We start from the raw sequence: 16,725 nt of genomic DNA, 5'->3' as shown, positions 1-16,725 counted from the left end.
GCCAGATGGCATTTGCGAAATGCGGGGTGAGGCTCTACGGAGACTCACGGGGGACACCGAGGGTTGTACGGCGAGTGGAAGTAGTTCCGGGAGGCAGAGCGGCGCGCGCGGGCGTCGACCGACGTCGCCCGTCATGTGGTACGCGCTCGGGGACGCACCGCACACGTTCGACGCGCTCCAGCGCGTCGGTCAGCCCCAGGCCGTCACCGGCACGAACGAACTGTCCTGCCGGAACAGCTCCGTTCCGTTCGAGCGTTCCACGCGGAGCTGGTACGAGTAGTGGCGCAGGTAGTACCCGGGGTAGTTGTACGACTCGAAGCGGACGGAGCCGGATGCCGTGCCGGTCCGGAGGATGAACGTGGCGTCCTTGGCGAACGTGCTCGTGCCGTCGTTCGGGTCGAAGCGGGCGCGGAAGTCCCAGTGGCGCAGGTAGTTGCCGGCCGCGTCGCGGAAGGAGTAGCCACTGCCGTCGGCCAGGCCGGCGACGACCGTGAAGGTGGCGGCCTGCTTCTCGGCGGTGGTGCTGGAGCCGCTGACCACGGGCAGGTTGAGCAGCGAGGACTGCTGCTGCCAGTAGCGGGTCGAGTAGTTGGCCGACCGGAAGGAGCGGGTGGTGTTCCGGGGCAGGCTCGGGCCACCGGAGACCGTTTCCTTGACGACCGTGAAGTGCCGTGCCGTGCCGGAGATCCCGGGCAGTGCGGCCGGTGCCGTCCAGGTGGCGAAGGTGTCGTAGCTGTCGCTGTAGTAGTAGGTGCCGTCGCCGTAGCCGTCGAAGAAGATGCGCCAGCCGCCGTTGTCGAGCTGCACCAGCGCCGGGCCCTCGCGGTAGCTGCCCCAGCCCGCCCAGTCGCCCGTCCTGCGGATCGTGTACGGGCCGGTGAGGTTCGAGGCCGTGGCGTACTCGATGTACTTCGTCGTCTCGTTCTTCGGGAAGGCGTGGTACGTCGAGCCGATCTTGACGATGAACGTGTCGATGTGGTTGGCGCCGATGCCCGTGAGCGGTGCCGGTGAACTCCAGGCCGTCAGGGCGGAGTTGGTGGCCCTGAGCAGGTACGGCGTGAAGATCCACTGGTCGTTCGTGGTGGAGCAGGACACGATGACGCTGACGCTGCCGTCGCTGTCGACGAACCACTCGGGCGCCCAGGCGCGGGAGAGGTTCGCGACCGGGACGGTGTAGTCGTACAGGAACGTCCAGTTGACGCGGTCGGAGCTGCGGGCGAAGCCGATGGTCCTGCTGGTGTCCTGCCAGGTGCGTGTGGTGTAGGTGACGTAGTAGTAGCCGTCGGTGTGTCTGATGACGCTGGCGTCGCGGATCCGGCCCGCCGGCGGCGTGTACGCGGAGGAGCGCAGCAGCCGGAAGTCGGTGGCGTCGTCCGACTGGTAGACGTTGACCGTACCGTCGTTGCTGTTGAGGAACGGCACGATCGTGTACCGGGTGGCGAAGCCGTTCGGCGGCGCGGCGGCCAGGGCGCTGCCGAGCAGCCCGGGCACCTCGCCCAGCAGCACCGCCGAGGCGGGCAGGGCGGCCAGGGCGCGCAGCAGCGTGCGGCGGGACGGGGCGGCGGGGTGTGAGGTCACGGGCGGCTCTCCCTGAGACACAAGGGATCGATATACCGAACAAAGTTCGGCAATTCGATCAGACGTGGGGGAACAGAAAGTAGGGGCGAGGCAGACGGGCGTCAATGGTTTGAACAGGAGCGGATGAGCCAAGTGAGGAAGATGTGGCCGGTGGGTGAAGCCCCACTCCTGTCGTCGGCGTTCCACCACCGGCCATCGGACGTTACCGTTCGGTAGAGAGGTTGCTTCCGGAGGTGTCCGTATGACGCTCGACCGTGCCGCAGGCCTGACGGAGACCGCCCTTGCGCTGGCCGCCGGGGACGTGACGTCCCGGGCGCTGGTCGAGCGGGCGCTGGCGCGGATCGAGGCGACGCAGGGCAGCATCAACGCCTTCCGGATCGTCCGCGCCGAGGCGGCGCTCGCCGAGGCCGACGCCGCCGACCGGGAGCTGGCCGCCGGCGCGAGCAAGCCGCTGCTCGGGGTGCCCGTGGCCGTGAAGGACGACATGGACGTGGCCGGCGAGCCGACCGCCTTCGGCTGCTGCGGTCAGTTCCCGCCGGTCGCCGAGGACGGTGAGGCGGTGCGGCGGCTGCGCGCGGCCGGGGCCGTGATCGTCGGCAAGACCAACACCTGCGAGTTCGGGCAGTGGCCCTTCACCGAAGGGCCGGCTTTCGGCGCGACACGCAATCCGTGGAGTACGGCCCATACGCCCGGTGGTTCCTCGGGCGGCTCGGCCGCCGCGGTCGCCGCCGGTCTGGTGCCCGCCGCGCTCGGCTCGGACGGCGCCGGGTCGGTGCGGATCCCGGCCGCATGGACCCATCTGGTCGGCATCAAACCGCAGCGCGGCCGCGTCTCCACCTGGCCGCGCGGCGAGTCCTTCCAGGGCATCACCGTCAACGGCACCCTGGCCCGTACGGTCGCCGACGCGGCCCTGCTGCTGGACGCGGCGAGCGGCAACCACGCACAGGACCCGCACCGGCCCCCGGCCGTCGACGCCTCGGCGGCCGTCGGCCGCGACCCCGGGCGGCTGCGCATCGCGCTCGCCCTCAAGCCGCCGTTCACGGCCGTACCCGCCCGGCTCCGGCCCGAAGTCCGGACCCGGATCGTCGAACTCGCCGACCGGCTCGCGGCGTTGGGGCACACGGTCGAGGAGGCGGACCCGCCGTACGGGCAGATCGGGCTGACCTTCGTGCCGCGCGCGACGGCCGGGATCGCCGAGCGGGTGGCCGAGGCGCCCTTCCCCGCACTGCTGGACCGGCGCACCCTCGGCTCGGCCCGGCTGGGCCGGCTGCTCGGCGGGGCACCGCTGCGGGCGGCCCGGCGGGCGGAGACCGTCCTGCACCGCCGTATCGGCGGGTTCTTCACCACGTACGACGTCGTCCTCGCGCCCACCACCGCCGCTCCCCCGCCCCGGATCGGGGCCCTGCTGGAACTCAGCGGTTTCGCCACCGACCGGGCGATGATCGCCGCCTGCCCGTACGCCTGGCCGTGGAACGTGCTGGGCTGGCCGGGCGTCAATGTGCCCGCGGGCTTCACGGCGGACGGTCTGCCCGTCGGAGCCCAGTTGCTCGGCCCGGCGAACAGCGAACCGCTTCTGGTGCAGGTGGCCGCGCAGTTGGAGGCGGAGCTGCGCTGGCACGAGAAGTGGCCGGCGCCGCCGCTCGCGGAGCGTTCCGCTGCCGCCTGAGCGACCGTACGCGGTTCAGCGGGGTGGACGCCTCGACGGCCGGGCTCATGGGGCCAGCCTCTAGGGTGCCTGTCGTGACCGCATTTACGGATGAGAACGCCCCGGGCCGCTCCGGCCCCTCCGCCACCGTCCAGGCCGATCCGCGCGAGGTGGGCCGGGTGCGCACCGAGTACTCACCCGCGCACGACGGCGACCCCGACCCCGGCGAGATCGTCTGGACGTGGGTGCCCTTCGAGGAGAACGACGGGCGCGGCAAGGACCGCCCGGTGCTCGTGGTCGCCCGCGAGCCGGCCGGGACGTTTCTCGCCGTGCAGTTGTCCAGCAAGCGGCACGCCGGCGATCGCGAGTGGGTGCCGATCGGCAGCGGGCCGTGGGACCGGTCGGGCCGTGAGTCGTGGGTCGACGTGGACCGCGTCCTGCGCCTGCACGAGGACGGCATGCGCCGGGAGGCCTGCGCCCTGGACCGTATGCGGTTCAACCTCGTCAGGCACCGGCTGCGGGAGCGCTACGGCTGGAGCTGAAGACCTTCTCGAGGGCACCCCGTACCTGGCGTCCGGCGTCTGTACAGCGCCGAGGCCCGGCACAGGCCTCTTCCTGGGCCTGTACGCCGTTGAGGCAGCCGTCGCCGAGGACGGGGGTCCCCCGCGCGAGCGGAGCCGAGAGCTTGGGGGAGCGCCGAGGCGAAGTTCGATGCGGTTACCTTCGCGCCGAGCCGGCGGGCGGCCGCCTCGAGGCTGCTCTCGCCCGTGACCTCGACCAGCGTCTCCGTCACCCGGGTGGAGGACACCGGTACCGGTTCCGGACCGTACAGGCGCGTGCCCTCGCGCGCCTGCACGGAGGCTCGCCACGATCGGCACCTCGCGCCCGTCCGGCGCCCGGTAGGCCCCCGCTCGTCACGATCTGCTCGGTCTGCTGGGCGATACCGCGCAGGCACGCGCTCACGGCGCCACCCCCGTGTGCGCCGTGAGCGCGTGCCGCGCGGCCGATCTCGTCGTGCTCACGCAGGCATCGTGGGTGATGCCGGCCGCGCGCCGCAATGGAGTTTTCGCCACCGGAGAACACCGGGGAAAGCGCCGGGAAACGCCCGGTCGGCTTGGATGACCGCCCCGGAACGCCCCGGTTCGCCCCCTTGTGCCGAGCGACATGAGGGACTTGGGTGGGACGAGTGATCCCGGCCCGGGCCGCCGAAGAGCCCGGACCGATGGCATGGTGGAATCTCAGGAGGATCCCGACATGTCCGAATCGGTAGGTGGCTGTACCCGGCCACGCACCTCACTGTCCGAAGCCGAGGTCGAGGCACTCGTCCGCGGCATCTGTTTCAAGACCGGCCCGCCACGCCGCCTCGGGGTCGAGGTGGAATGGCTCGTCCACGAGCTGCACGCACCGCAGCTCCCCGTCACACCCGAACGACTCGACACGGCCTACGCCGCACTGCGGCCCCTGCCCCTGAGGTCGGCGCTCACCGTGGAGCCCGGCGGCCAGCTGGAGCTGAGCTCGCCCCCCGCCGCCTCCCTGACGGATGTCATCGCCACCGTCTCCGCCGACCTCGACGCCGTCCGCGCGGTCCTGCGCGAGAACGGCCTCACGCTGGTCGGCCTCGGCCACGATCCCTGGCACGAACCCCGCAGGTTCCTGCGCGAACCGCGCTACGACGCCATGGAGACCTGCCTCGACCGCACCGGCCCCTCCGGCCGCGCCATGATGTGCGCCTCAGCCTCCGTGCAGGTGTGCGTGGACGCCGGCCACGAGGAGCCGGGCCCCCTCGGCCATGTGCGGCGCTGGTGGCTCGCCCATCATCTGGGCCCGGTCCTGGTGGCCGCGTTCGCCAACTCCCCGCTCGCCGGTCACCGGCCGACCGGCTGGCTGTCCACCCGGCAGCTGATGTGGACCCGGATCGGCCCCGGCCGGGCGGGCGGACCGCCGCTGGACGCCGACCCGCGCGGCACCTGGGCCCGGCATGTGCTGGACTCCCCCGTGATGTGCGTACGCCGCGACGGCGGCCCCTGGGACGTCCCAAAGGGGCTCACCTTCCGGGAGTGGACCCGCACGGGCGCCCCCCGGCCGCCCACGCGGGAGGACCTCGACTACCACGTCACGACGCTGTTTCCGCCGGTCAGGCCGCGCGGCCATCTCGAACTGCGCATGATCGACGCGCAGCCGGGCGACGACGGCTGGATCGTGCCCCTGGCCGTGGCGGCGGCGCTGTTCGACGACCCGGAGGCCGCCGAGACCGCCTACCGGGCCGTGAAGCCTCTGGCCGAGCGGACGCTGGGGCTGCCCGCGCCGCACAACCCGCTGTGGACCGACGCGGCCCGGCGCGGCCTGGCCGACGCCGAGCTGCGGGAGGTGGCCGTCACGTGCTTCACGGCCGCGCTGGACGCCCTGCCCCGGCTCGGCGCCGCGCCCGAGATCACGGACGCCGTCACGGCCTACCTGGACCACTACGTCGTCCGGGGCCGCTGCCCCGCCGACGACCTGCTCGACCGACAGCGCGGCACGGACGGTCGCGCCGATGGGAAGGACCTGCGCCCATGACCGAGACCGGCCCCGCTGTCGACACGAACACCGCCGGCCCGGAGGTTCTCCGCGAGCGCGCGGTCGCCTCGCTGGTCGTCGCCCGCGACCGCACCACCCTGCTGACGAGCTGCGTCGAGGACCCCGACCTGACCGCGCAGCACTCGCCGCTGATGTCGCCGCTGGTGTGGGACCTGGCGCACATCGGCAACCAGGAGGAACAGTGGCTGCTGCGGGCCGTCGCCGGACACGAGGCGATACGGCCCGAGATCGACGGCCTCTACGACGCGTTCGAGCACCCGCGCGCCGAGCGACCGAAGCTGCCCCTGCTGTCGCCCGCCGAGGCACGCGCGTACGCGGCCGATGTGCGCGGCCGCGCGCTGGACGTGCTGGAGAAGGCCGCGTTCCACGGGACGCGGCTGACGGAGGCCGGGTTCGCCTTCGGGATGATCGCGCAGCACGAACAGCAGCACGACGAGACCATGCTGATCACCCATCAGCTCCGCAGGGGCCCGCAGGCCCTGACCGCCCCGGACCCGGAGCCGGTGCCGCTGTTCACCGGCCCGTCCGAAGTCCTCGTCCCGGGCGGCCCGTTCACGATGGGCACCTCCGACGAGCCGTGGGCCCTGGACAACGAACGGCCCGCGCACCGGCGCGACGTGGCGCCCTTCCGGATCGACACCACGCCGGTGACGAACGGCGCGTACCAGGCGTTCATCGAGGACGGCGGCTACGACGACCCGCGCTGGTGGACGGCGGACGGCTGGGCCCACATCCGCCGGAACTCCATCTCGGCCCCGCTCTTCTGGCGGCGGGACGGCAGCCAGTTTCTGCGGCGGCGCTTCGGCGTCACCGAGGTCGTCCCGCCCGACGAGCCGGTGCTGCACGTGTGCTGGTACGAGGCCGACGCCTACGCCCGCTGGGCGGGACGCCGGCTGCCCACGGAGGCCGAGTGGGAGAAGGCGGCCCGGTACGACCCGGCCGGCGACCGCTCCATGCGCTACCCGTGGGGCGACGCCGACCCGGGCCCGGAGCACGCCAACCTCGGCCAGCGGCATCTGCGTCCGGCGCCCGCCGGGAGCTACCCGGCCGGTGAGTCGCCGCTCGGCGTACGGCAGTTGATCGGCGACGTGTGGGAGTGGACGGCGAGCGACTTCCTGCCGTATCCAGGGTTCAGGGCGTTCCCGTACGAGGAGTACTCGGAGGTCTTCTTCGGGTCCGACCACAAGGTGCTGCGCGGCGGTTCGTTCGCCGTGGACGCGGTGGCCTGCCGGGGCACGTTCCGCAACTGGGACTACCCGATCCGGCGGCAGATCTTCTCCGGGTTCCGCACGGCCCGCTCGGAGGACGTCTGATGTGCCGTCATGTGGCGTACGTGGGACCGCAGGAGCCGCTCGGCCGGCTCCTCGTGGAGCCCCCGCACGGCCTGTACCGGCAGTCGTGGGCGCCCCGGCGGCAACGGTACGGGACGGTCAACGCCGACGGTTTTGGAGTGGGTTGGTACGCCGAGGGCGACCCGGTGCCGGCCCGTTACCGGCGGGCCGGGCCGATCTGGGCGGACCTGTCGTTCGCCGATCTCGCCCGGGTCGTACGGTCCACCGCGCTGCTCGCCGCGGTGCGGGACGCGACGCTGTCGGGCGCGGACGCGGAGGCCGCGGCGGCGCCGTTCGCCGCGGGGACCTGGCTGTTCAGCCACAACGGGGCGGTCAGGGGCTGGCCCGGTTCGCTCGCGGCGGTGTCCCGCAGTCTGCCGCCGGAGGACCTGCTGTCGCTGGAGGCCCGCAACGACTCGGCGCTCGTGTGGGCCCTGGTCCTGGCCCGGCTGAGGAGCGGCGACGAGCAGGGGCAGGCGCTGGCCGACACGGTCCTGGAGGTCGCCGTCGCGGCCCCCGGCTCCCGGCTCAACCTCCTGCTCACCGACGGCGACACCATCACCGCGACCGCCTGGGGCGACACCCTCTGGTATCTCACCCGGCCCGGCGGCGGCACCGTCGTGGCCTCAGAGCCCTACGACGACGATCCGCACTGGCAGGAGGTGCCCGACCGCACCCTGCTCGCGGCGAGCCGCACGGACGTGCTGCTCACGCCGCTGAAGGAGCCGACCGACGCCTTCGTGCCCGCACACCCCGAGGAGCCCCGTACGTGAGCCCGTTCCGCCTCACCCGCACGCTGCCCGAGGACGCCACGGACGCCGCGCTGCGCGCCGACGTCCACCGGGGTCTGACCGGCCGTCCCAAGACGCTGCCGCCGAAGTGGTTCTACGACGCGCACGGCAGCGACCTGTTCGAGAAGATCACCGCGCTGCCCGAGTACTACCCGACACGCGCCGAACGGGAGATCCTCCTCGCGCGCTCCGGCGACATCGCCGCGGCGGCCCGGGCCCGCACCCTGGTCGAGCTCGGCTCCGGTTCCTCCGAGAAGACGCGGCATCTGCTCGACGCCCTGACGGACCTGCACACCTACGTCCCCGTCGACGTCAGCGAGAGCGCCCTCACCCAGGCCGGGCAGGCGCTCGCCGCCGAGCGGCCGGGGTTCGACGTGCACGCGCTGATCGCCGACTTCACCGCGGAACTGACGCTGCCGGACACGCCGGGGCCCCGGCTGGTGGCGTTCCTCGGCGGCACGATCGGCAACCTGCTGCCCGCCGAGCGCGCCGCGTTCCTGGCGTCCGTTCGTGCCCTGCTGGCCCCGGGCGACGCCCTGCTGCTGGGCACGGACCTGGTCAAGGACGAGGAGGTGCTGGTCCGGGCGTACGACGACGCGGCAGGGGTCACGGCCGCGTTCAACAAGAACGTGCTCACCGTGATCAACCGTGAGCTCGGCGCCGACTTCGAGCCCGCGGCGTTCGACCACGTGGCCCTGTGGGACGCCGAGCACGAGTGGATCGAGATGCGGCTGCGCTCCCGTACGGCGCAGACCGTGAAGGTGCCGGCGCTCGGCCTCGCCGTCGACTTCGCGGCGGACGAGGAGCTGCGCACCGAGGTGTCGGCGAAGTTCCGGCAGGAGGGTGTGCGCACCGAACTGTCCGCGGCGGGGCTGGACCTGGCCCACTGGTGGACGGACGAGGCGGGCCGGTTCGCGCTGTCGCTGAGCGTGGTGCGCTGACACCGGTGAGTTCCACGCGGCGGCGAAGACGGCGGACGATGTCTCGCGCTTCGCCGCCGCGTGGGGCACGGTGGAGTGACGTGTGACACCCGTCACTGAAGAGGAGCAGCGGCATGTCGAACCACACCTACCGGGTCACGGAGATCGTCGGCACCTCCCCCGACGGCGTCGACCAGGCCATCCGCAACGGCATCGGCCGGGCATCGGCGACCCTGCGCAACCTGGACTGGTTCGAGGTGACGCAGGTGCGCGGCCAGCTCGAGAACGGGCAGATCGCACACTGGCAGGTGGGGCTGAAGGTGGGCTTCCGGCTGGAGGAGGCCGAGTAGTTGGCCGTCCTCCGAACGGCCTACTCAGTCCGGCAGGGGTGCCGAGGTGGAACGCCCCGGCTGCTTGCCCTCCGGCGGGTAGTCGCAGTCGATGCTGCTCACCTCCCGGTCGCCGTCCTCGGAGTCGACGATCGCCACGCCCGTGCAGGCCCTGCCGTGTTCGTCGGTCCAGGTGACGATCTCGCTCCGGTCGGGCTTCGCACAGCCGGTGAGCAGCACGGCGCCGACGAGCGCCGCCGCCGCGAGCGCACCCCTACGACTTCCCTTCATGGCATCCCCCGTATGTCCGCTGTCCGGCACGAGTGCGCCGGCACTGTCCTGGTTCTTGGCCAGGAGGTACCCGGGGGAGGTAAACATTCCGCCACAGCGCGCTGTCAGGTCCGCCCTTCCCGCTCCTGCGCCGCCTTCAGTTCGGCGGACCGGGCGGCCCAGTCGGCCCGTACGACGGTGAAGCCCGCGCGCCGGGCGTCCTCGCAGACCAGTTCGTCGTCGTCCACGAGGACACGGACCTCGCGCGTACGGGCGAGCCGCCGCAGGATGTCCAGCTTGGTGAACCGGGCGGGCCGGCGATCGGCGTCGCGCCGCATGTACACCCGCCCCTCGGGCAGTTCCTGCGCGGCGAGCCAGTCGAGCGTGTCACGCCGACAGCGCTCGGGCCGTCCCGTGAGGTAGACGATCTCGCACTCCCGCGCGCTCTCCTTGACCAGGGCGATGCCCTCCGGCAACGGCGGGTCCTGCGGCGCCGCCGAGAAGAAGCCGTCCCAGTCCCGCGGCCTGCGCTCCAGGAACCGCTGCCGGTGCGCGGTGTCGGCGAGCGTGTTGTCCAGGTCGAACACGGCCAGCGGGGCCTTGCTGCGGTCGTCATTCACGCTGCCACCCTAGGGCCGTCCGGCCGGTCGCGTCGTCCGCCCCGGGCAGGCCGACCGCGTGTGTGCCGGGGGACCCTCGATCCGCAGTCCGCAGTCCGCAGTCCGCAGTCCGCAGTCCGCAGCAACGGGGCCTGCCCATGGCCGACCCGAACTCCCGGGCGCGGTGGGGCGGCTGCACGACTCCCGGTCCGCGAGGACGCGAGGCCATGCCGGGAGCCCGCCCGTCGCCCCCGTCCCCAGCCCCAGCCCCAGCCCCCGAGAACGAGGCCGTGCTCATGGCCGGCCCGTCCCCCACCCCGTCGACGATGCCCGGCAATCTTGCTGCGTCTGCGTGCCCGTCCTCCCCGGCCTCCGCCCGCGCCCCATACCCCGGCAACCTTCACCCCCCGGGCGGCCACTGCTCTGCGACACCCACACAGGCACTGGCACAGGCAGGAGGCCGCATGCGGAACGCAGCGATCTGGTCGGCGGCGATGACGGGGGCCGCGCTGGCCATGGCGCTGGCCGGACCGGCTGGGCCGGCGGCAGCCGCGGGCGCGACCCTGGTCGTGGCGCCGAACGGGGACGACTCCGGTCCCGGCACGCTCGCCCGGCCGCTGAGGACCATCCAGCGGGCCGTGGACCTGGCGAGGCCCGGCGACACCATCAGCGTGCGCGGCGGGACGTACGCCCTCACCGACAACATCACCATCACCACCTCGGGAACCGCGTCCCAGCCCATCACCCTCGCGCCCCACCAGGGCGAGCGTGTGGTCGTCGACGGGGAGAGACTGCCCGCCAGCCACACCCCGGTCGGCGGCAGCATCCCGCGTGCCGAGCGCGGGGCGATCCACATGGAGGCGTCGCACTGGCGTATCTCGGGTCTGGAGATCGTCAACGGCCCGTACGGCGTGTACTGCGACGGCTGCAACGGCAATGTCTTCGCGCGCCTGAGCACGCACGACAACTACGAGTCCGGCTTCCAGCTCCAGGGAGCCTCCAGCGGCAACCAGATCCTGAACCTGGACAGTTACGGCAATCGCGACCCGCGCAAGAACGGCGAGAGCGCCGACGGCCTGGCGATCAAGGAGGGCAGCGGCTCGGGCAACGTGGTGCGCGGTGCCCGGCTGTGGAACAACGTCGACGACGGCTTCGACGCCTGGGAGTTCGCCTCCCCGGTGACGATCGAGAACACGGTCGTGTACGGCAACGGCTACAACCGCTGGGACTTCCCCGACTTCGCGGGCGACGGGAACGGCTTCAAGCTCGGCGGGGGCAGCCCGGCTCCGGCCGTGTCCCACACGGTCCGGGGCAGCGTCTCGTTCAAGAACGCCAAGCACGGCTTCACGGACAACGGCAACCCGGGCTCCCTCACCCTGAGCCGCAACTCCACGTACGGCAACGCCGGCACCGGCTTCGACGCCGACGTCTCGGGCGGGAGCGCCAGGCTCACCGGCAACCTCTCCGTCGCGGACCAGCGCCCGGCGGCCGTCGGGTCCGAAACCGTCGCCAGCGGCAACTCCTGGAACATCGGCGGCACTTGGAACGCGGCCTCGGTCCTGAGCACCGACCCGGCTCCGCTCGCCGGCTCGCGGGCGGCGGACGGCTCACTGCCGAAGGCGCGGGCGTTCCTCGTCCCCCGGTCCGGCACCGCCGTCGGCGCCCGCTTCTGACCAGGTCGGCCGGGCTGTCCGACGGCGCGGTGCGCTGTGAGACAGCCTGGCCGAAAAAATGGTCCGTACTATTCGCCGGCCGCCCTTTTCCCGCAGGCCGTCGCAGTATCGCCACCCTTCGACTGTGGCGTGAACGAGCCACGCCCAGCGGTCAATTGGCCCTCACAGTTGATGGCTCAAGCGCAGCACTGACATACTCCGCACTCAGCCTCGCCACCACCCGCGGCCGGGGCTGGTCGGGGATCTCCACACAGAACCCCGAGGCCGTCCGCGTGAATCCGAACAGCGAGTTTTTCGGTTTCACGAGACCCCCACAGAGCCCGCACCCCCACAGTGCGTCCGGCAATCCTCCACCCTGCCCGAAAGCCGGACGGGACCACTGACTCGAAGGGGTCGAGTGCGGGGCACGAAGCAGCGAAGAAGGTGCGCCTGTGCCCGAATTTCCACCGCGACGGGATGACACTCCCACATTCCCGCTTCCGCACATCGAACACGCTCCGCCGTCTCGTATATCCGACCATCCCGAATTCCACTCTCTGCGTCGCGCGCAGCGCCGGTTCGGCACCCGGGCGACGATCCTGTCCGTCGGCGGATTCCTGCTGTATGTGCTGTTGTCGAGTTTTGTGCCCGCGGTGATGAACCAGCCGCTGTTCGGCCACCTCACGATCGGACTCACCCTCGGCCTCGGGCAGTTCGTCATCATGGGTGTGACCGCGTGGTGCTACGTCCGGCACATGCGCACCCGGGTCGATCCGCTCGCCCGCGGCCTGAGGTCCCGGCAGCACGAGAACGACAACCGCCGCGCCCGTTCGGCGGTGCCGCCCCAAGGGGCCGGGCAGCAGCCCCTTGAGCACGGAACGAGGGGGTTCCGCACATGGTGACGAGCGCCGCCATCGACGACAGCAGCCTCCAGCTGACCTTCGTCCTGTTCCTGACCGTGGTCGTGATCACCCTGTTCACGGCGCTGCTGACGGCTCCCCAGCGCGACGAGATCAGCGAGTTCTACCTCGGCAACCGCGCCATGTCGCCGCTGCGCAACGGCCTCGCCATGTGCGGCGACTACCTGTCCGCCGCCACCCTGCTGGGCAGTACCGGACTGGTCGCGCTGACCGGGTACGACGGACTGATGTACCTCGGCGGCACCACCGTCGCCTGGATGATGGTGCTGCTGCTCATCGCCGAACCCCTGCACCGTACGGGCAAGTTCACCCTGGGCGACACGGTGGCGCTGCGCCTGCCCCGGCAGCAGCGGCCGGTACGGGTGGCACTGGCCGTCTGCGTCCTGGCCATCGCGACCCTCTACCTGGTGGCGCAACTGGTCGGCAGCGTCGCCCTGTTGACGCAGTTCACCGGGGCGCCGAGCGCCACCACCCGTACCCTGTGCGTGGCCGTGATCGGTACCTTCGTGATCCTCTACGCCTCCCTCGGCGGCATGCCCGGAGCGACGGTCATCCAGATCATCAAGGCCGTGATGCTGATCGTGGGCGTGCTGTTCACCGCGGGCTGGGTGCTGTACCGCTTCGACTGGAACCCCAACGCGCTGCTCGAAAGGGCGGCCGACCGCAGCGGAACGGGCCTGACCTTCCTCGAACCGGGGCTGCGCTACGGCGGCACCGTCAGCAACAAGCTGGACTTCCTCAGCCTCGAGCTGGCCATCGTCCTCGGTCTCGCCGCCCTTCCGCACGTGCTGATGCGGCTGCTCGCCCCGCGCACCAGCGGCGTCCTGCGCTCCTCCGTCCTGTGGGCCGTCGGCCTGGTCGGCGCGGTCTGCTTCGGGGCCGGCATCCTCGGCCTGGGCGCCACCGCGCTCCTCGGCCGGGACACCATCGAGAGCACGGACCGCACCGGCAACGCCTCCGTCCTGCTGCTCGCGCACGAGCTGGGCGGCAGTGTCCTCACCGCGCTGGTGACGTGCCTGGCGTATGTGACCCTGCTCGCCGTGGCGGTGGGCCTCACCCTGGCCGCGGCCTCGTCCCTCGCGCACGACCTGTACGGCGAGGTGATCCGCAAGGGCCGGGCGAGCGAGACGGAGGAGCTGGCCGTCGCCCGGCTGTCCGGGGCGGTCATCGGCATCCTCGGCATCCTGCTGGCCCTGGTCGCCTGGGGGGCGAACACCGCGACGCTCGCGTTCCTCGCCTTCGCCATCGCGGCGTCCGCGATCCTGCCGACGATCATCTACACCCTCTTCTGGCGGCGCTTCACGGCGAAGGGAGCGCTGCTCAGCCTCTACGGCGGTCTGCTCTGCTCCGTCCTGCTCGCCGTGTTCTCCCCCGTCGTCTCCTCCGCCCCGGCCTCGTTCTACCCCGAGGCCGACTTCGCCTGGTTCCCGCTCCAGAACCCCGGCATCGTCTCCATCCCGGTGGGCTTCCTGCTGGGCTGGCTCGGCACGGTGCTGGACAAGGGCCCGGCCGAGGACAGCACCGCACACGAGGAGTTCGAGGTGCGGATGCTCGTGGGCGCCGACGACTGACGCACCGGACCGGGACACCGGTGGCCGGGCACCGGGGACGCGAATTGTTAATGGGATCCATTTTCATGTAGCGTCCTCGGTGCCTGCCCACCGAGGAGGAGTCCCATGGCTGTCCCGAAGCGGAAGATGTCCCGCAGCAACACCCGTCACCGCCGCGCCCAGTGGAAGGCCGCCACGCCGACGCTGGTGCCGGTCACGATCGACGGCGTCCGTCACCTCGTACCGCAGAACCTGGTCAGGGCCTACGAGCGCGGGCTGCTGCGCCCCGAGGGCTGACACCGTGTCGTACGAACGGCTGCCCGTCACCGTGCTCTCCGGCTTCCTGGGGGCGGGCAAGACGACCCTGCTCAACCATGTCCTCGCCAATCGCGAGGGGCTGCGCGTCGCCGTCATCGTCAACGACATGAGCGAGGTCAACATCGACGCGGCCCTGGTGCGCGGCGGCGAGGCCGCCCTGTCGCGGACCGAGGAACGCCTGGTCGAGATGACCAACGGCTGCATCTGCTGCACCCTGCGCGACGACCTGCTGGAAGAGGTGGACCGGCTGGCCCGCGAGGGCCGGTTCGACCATCTCCTCATCGAGTCGTCCGGGATCTCGGAGCCGATGCCCGTCGCGGCCACCTTCGCCTTCGCCCGGGACGACGGCGCCACCCTCGACGACGTAGCCCTGCTGGACACCATGGTCACGGTCGTGGACGCGGCCAACTTCCTCGCCGAACTGGAGAGCGGCGACGACCTCGCCGAGCGGGGTCTGGCCCCGTACGAGGACGACGAGCGCACGGTCAGTGATCTCCTCGTCGACCAGGTCGAGTTCGCCGACGTCCTGGTCCTCAACAAGCTCGACCTGGTCGACGAGGAGACGGCGGCCCGGCTGCGGGCGGCCCTGACCCGGCTGAACCCGGTCGCCCGGCTGGTTCCGGCGACGCACGGCCGGGTGGACCTGCGCCAGGTGCTCGGCACGCGTCTCTTCGACCTGGAACGCGCCCAGCAGGCGCCGGGCTGGGTCCGGGAACTCAACGGCGACCACGTGCCCGAGACCGAGGAGTACGGCATCTCCTCCACCGTCTTCCGATCCGGATTCCCCTTCCACCCCGGGCGGTTGTGGACGTTCGTCACGGAGGATCTGGACGCCGGGTCGTACGGGCGGATCCTGCGCTCCAAGGGCTTCTTCACCCTGGCGAGCCGCCCGCACGTGACGGGCCTGTGGTCACAGGCCGGCTCCGTCGCCCGCTTCGAACCGTCCGCGGCCCGTGACAACGAGGCCCCGCACGCACAGGAGCTGGTGTTCATCGGGACAGGCCTGGACACCAAGGCCCTGCATGCCGCCCTGACCGGCTGCCTCGCGGCGCCCGGCGAAGCCCCTGCGGCCGACGACCCGTTCCCGTCCTGGGACACGTACGGCATCGACGAGGCGTGCGACCACGAGAACGTGGCGTAGCGGCCGACTCGGTGCCGGGAATGCCGCGGCCTCCCAGACGTTGAAGACCATGTGAGTTCCCTGATCGCCTCGACCCGTTTCTCCGTCCTCGACCGGTCCCGCACCCGCGAGGGGCACACGCATCCCGAGGCGCTGCGCGACACCGTGCGGCTGGCCGTGGAGCTGGAGGGGCTCGGGTACCACCGGCTGTGGGTCTCCGAGCATCACGGCGTTCCCGGGGTCGCCGGTTCCGCGCCGACCGTGCTGGCGGCCGCCGTCGCCGCCGCGACGCGGACGATCCGGGTGGGCACCGGCGGGGTGATGCTGCCCAACCACCGGCCGCTGGTCGTGGCCGAGCAGTTCGGGGTGCTGGAGTCGCTGTTCCCCGGGCGGATCGACATGGGTCTGGGACGGTCCGTCGGCTTCACGGACGGAGTCCGCAAGGCCCTGGGCCGTGACAAGGAGGACGCCGAGGACTTCGAGGCCCAGCTGCGGGAGCTGCTCGGCTGGTTCCGGGGCACCTCCCCCACCGGGGTGCACGCCCGTCCCGCCGAGGGCTTGACCGTGCCGCCGTTCGTCCTGGCCATGGGCGAGGGCGCCGGCATCGCGGCCCGCGCGGGCCTGCCCATGGTCATCGGCGACTTCCGGAACCGGGAGAAGATGCGGCGCGGCATCGACCACTACCGCGAGCACTTCCGCCCCTCGCCCTGGGCGAGCGAGCCGTACGTGGTCGTCTCCGGCACGGTCGCGGTGGCCGGCACCCCCGAGGAGGCCCGGCGACTGCTCGTCCCGGAGGCCTGGGCGATGGCGTACTCCCGCACGCACGGCACCTTCCCGCCCCTGCCGCCCGCCGAGCGCGTCGAGGCGCTCACCATGACCGGCAAGGAACGCGGCTTCTACGAGTCCGGCCTCACCGGCCACATCGCCGGCACCGAGGAGCAGGTCGCGCACGAGCTGGAGACGGTCCTGAAGGAGACGGGAGCGCAGGAGGTCCTGGTCACCACCAGCACGTACGACCGCGAGGCGCTGCTGGACTCCTACCGGCGGCTGGCCGCGATCACCGCCGGTTAGAGTCGTCTGCCCAAGGGCATCGACGTCGATCGCCGGCGAAGGTGGCGTGCTCGG

General features: G+C 71.9%; 16 protein-coding genes and 1 pseudogene. 13 read left to right on the top strand and 4 right to left on the bottom strand.

The annotated features are described in order from the left end of the window. Positions 1-189: 189 nt before the first annotated feature. On the bottom strand, positions 190-1,578 hold the full coding sequence (locus V8690_RS38900; protein WP_338784728.1) for a glycoside hydrolase family 43 protein: 1,389 nt from the start codon (positions 1,576-1,578) through the stop codon (positions 190-192). A gap of 241 nt (positions 1,579-1,819) precedes the next feature. On the opposite strand from V8690_RS38900, the gene V8690_RS38895 reads away from it, so the two are divergent. Both V8690_RS38895 and V8690_RS38890 read left to right on the top strand, forming a co-directional pair. Then, positions 1,820-3,244, top strand: coding sequence for an amidase (locus V8690_RS38895; RefSeq protein ID WP_338784727.1), 1,425 nt, complete (start codon positions 1,820-1,822; stop codon positions 3,242-3,244). A 74-nt stretch (positions 3,245-3,318) separates the two neighbouring features. Next, the gene (locus tag V8690_RS38890) at positions 3,319-3,765 is read left to right on the top strand and encodes a type II toxin-antitoxin system PemK/MazF family toxin (protein WP_338784726.1); all 447 of its coding nucleotides are present in this window, start codon (positions 3,319-3,321) and stop codon (positions 3,763-3,765) included. 41 nt (positions 3,766-3,806) lie between these two features. Here the strand turns inward: V8690_RS38890 and V8690_RS38885 are convergent. Then, positions 3,807-4,186, bottom strand: a pseudogene (locus tag V8690_RS38885) (TIGR02452 family protein); the annotation flags it as partial. 291 nt (positions 4,187-4,477) lie between these two features. On the opposite strand from V8690_RS38885, the gene egtA reads away from it, so the two are divergent. From egtA to V8690_RS38860, 5 genes are all read left to right on the top strand, one after another. Next, positions 4,478-5,779 (top strand): ergothioneine biosynthesis glutamate--cysteine ligase EgtA, encoded by a 1,302-nt coding sequence (egtA, locus tag V8690_RS38880; RefSeq protein ID WP_338784725.1) that lies wholly within the window; start codon positions 4,478-4,480, stop codon positions 5,777-5,779. Then, complete coding sequence (gene egtB, locus V8690_RS38875; RefSeq protein WP_338784724.1) at positions 5,776-7,113, top strand: ergothioneine biosynthesis protein EgtB; 1,338 nt, start codon at positions 5,776-5,778, stop codon at positions 7,111-7,113. Before egtA ends, egtB begins: the two co-directional genes overlap by 4 nt. Next, the gene (gene egtC / locus V8690_RS38870; RefSeq protein WP_338784723.1) at positions 7,113-7,904 is read left to right on the top strand and encodes an ergothioneine biosynthesis protein EgtC; all 792 of its coding nucleotides are present in this window, start codon (positions 7,113-7,115) and stop codon (positions 7,902-7,904) included. The genes egtB and egtC overlap by 1 nt, the downstream gene beginning before the upstream one ends. After that, positions 7,901-8,863, top strand: a complete 963-nt coding sequence (gene egtD / locus V8690_RS38865; RefSeq protein ID WP_338784722.1) for an L-histidine N(alpha)-methyltransferase — start codon at positions 7,901-7,903, stop codon at positions 8,861-8,863. The genes egtC and egtD overlap by 4 nt, the downstream gene beginning before the upstream one ends. A 113-nt stretch (positions 8,864-8,976) precedes the next feature. Beyond that, positions 8,977-9,192: a dodecin gene (locus tag V8690_RS38860; protein ID WP_338784721.1), complete on the top strand. Its 216-nt coding sequence runs from the start codon at positions 8,977-8,979 to the stop codon at positions 9,190-9,192. Between the two features lie 24 nt (positions 9,193-9,216). Here V8690_RS38860 and V8690_RS38855 read toward each other — a convergent pair whose 3' ends face one another. Next, positions 9,217-9,462 carry a hypothetical protein gene (locus V8690_RS38855; protein ID WP_338784720.1) on the bottom strand — a complete coding sequence of 82 codons (246 nt, stop codon included), beginning with the start codon at positions 9,460-9,462 and terminating at the stop codon, positions 9,217-9,219. 104 nt (positions 9,463-9,566) lie between these two features. Then, the gene (locus V8690_RS38850) at positions 9,567-10,061 is read right to left on the bottom strand and encodes a hypothetical protein (RefSeq protein WP_338784719.1); all 495 of its coding nucleotides are present in this window, start codon (positions 10,059-10,061) and stop codon (positions 9,567-9,569) included. Between the two features lie 443 nt (positions 10,062-10,504). On the opposite strand from V8690_RS38850, the gene V8690_RS38845 reads away from it, so the two are divergent. The 6 genes from V8690_RS38845 to V8690_RS38820 all read left to right on the top strand — a co-directional run bounded on the left by V8690_RS38845 (position 10,505) and on the right by V8690_RS38820 (position 16,671). Next, the gene (locus V8690_RS38845) at positions 10,505-11,713 is read left to right on the top strand and encodes a right-handed parallel beta-helix repeat-containing protein (RefSeq protein WP_338784717.1); all 1,209 of its coding nucleotides are present in this window, start codon (positions 10,505-10,507) and stop codon (positions 11,711-11,713) included. A 431-nt stretch (positions 11,714-12,144) separates the two neighbouring features. Next, complete coding sequence (locus tag V8690_RS38840) at positions 12,145-12,594, top strand: DUF485 domain-containing protein (RefSeq protein WP_338784716.1); 450 nt, start codon at positions 12,145-12,147, stop codon at positions 12,592-12,594. Next, positions 12,588-14,183, top strand: a complete 1,596-nt coding sequence (locus V8690_RS38835; protein ID WP_338784715.1) for a cation acetate symporter — start codon at positions 12,588-12,590, stop codon at positions 14,181-14,183. Before V8690_RS38840 ends, V8690_RS38835 begins: the two co-directional genes overlap by 7 nt. Before the next feature lie 105 nt (positions 14,184-14,288). Further along, complete coding sequence (gene rpmF / locus V8690_RS38830; RefSeq protein ID WP_030044668.1) at positions 14,289-14,459, top strand: 50S ribosomal protein L32; 171 nt, start codon at positions 14,289-14,291, stop codon at positions 14,457-14,459. Between the two features lie 4 nt (positions 14,460-14,463). Then, positions 14,464-15,621 (top strand): GTP-binding protein, encoded by a 1,158-nt coding sequence (locus V8690_RS38825; RefSeq protein ID WP_338784714.1) that lies wholly within the window; start codon positions 14,464-14,466, stop codon positions 15,619-15,621. Positions 15,622-15,672: 51 nt separating this feature from the next. Then, positions 15,673-16,671: an LLM class flavin-dependent oxidoreductase gene (locus V8690_RS38820; RefSeq protein ID WP_338784713.1), complete on the top strand. Its 999-nt coding sequence runs from the start codon at positions 15,673-15,675 to the stop codon at positions 16,669-16,671. The last annotated feature ends 54 nt before the right edge of the window (positions 16,672-16,725 follow it).

Source organism: Streptomyces sp. DG1A-41, assembly GCF_037055355.1.
In the GTDB taxonomy this organism is placed as follows: domain Bacteria; phylum Actinomycetota; class Actinomycetes; order Streptomycetales; family Streptomycetaceae; genus Streptomyces.
Note: the sequence above shows the minus strand (reverse complement) of the source record. Positions and strands in the feature narration are given on the sequence as shown.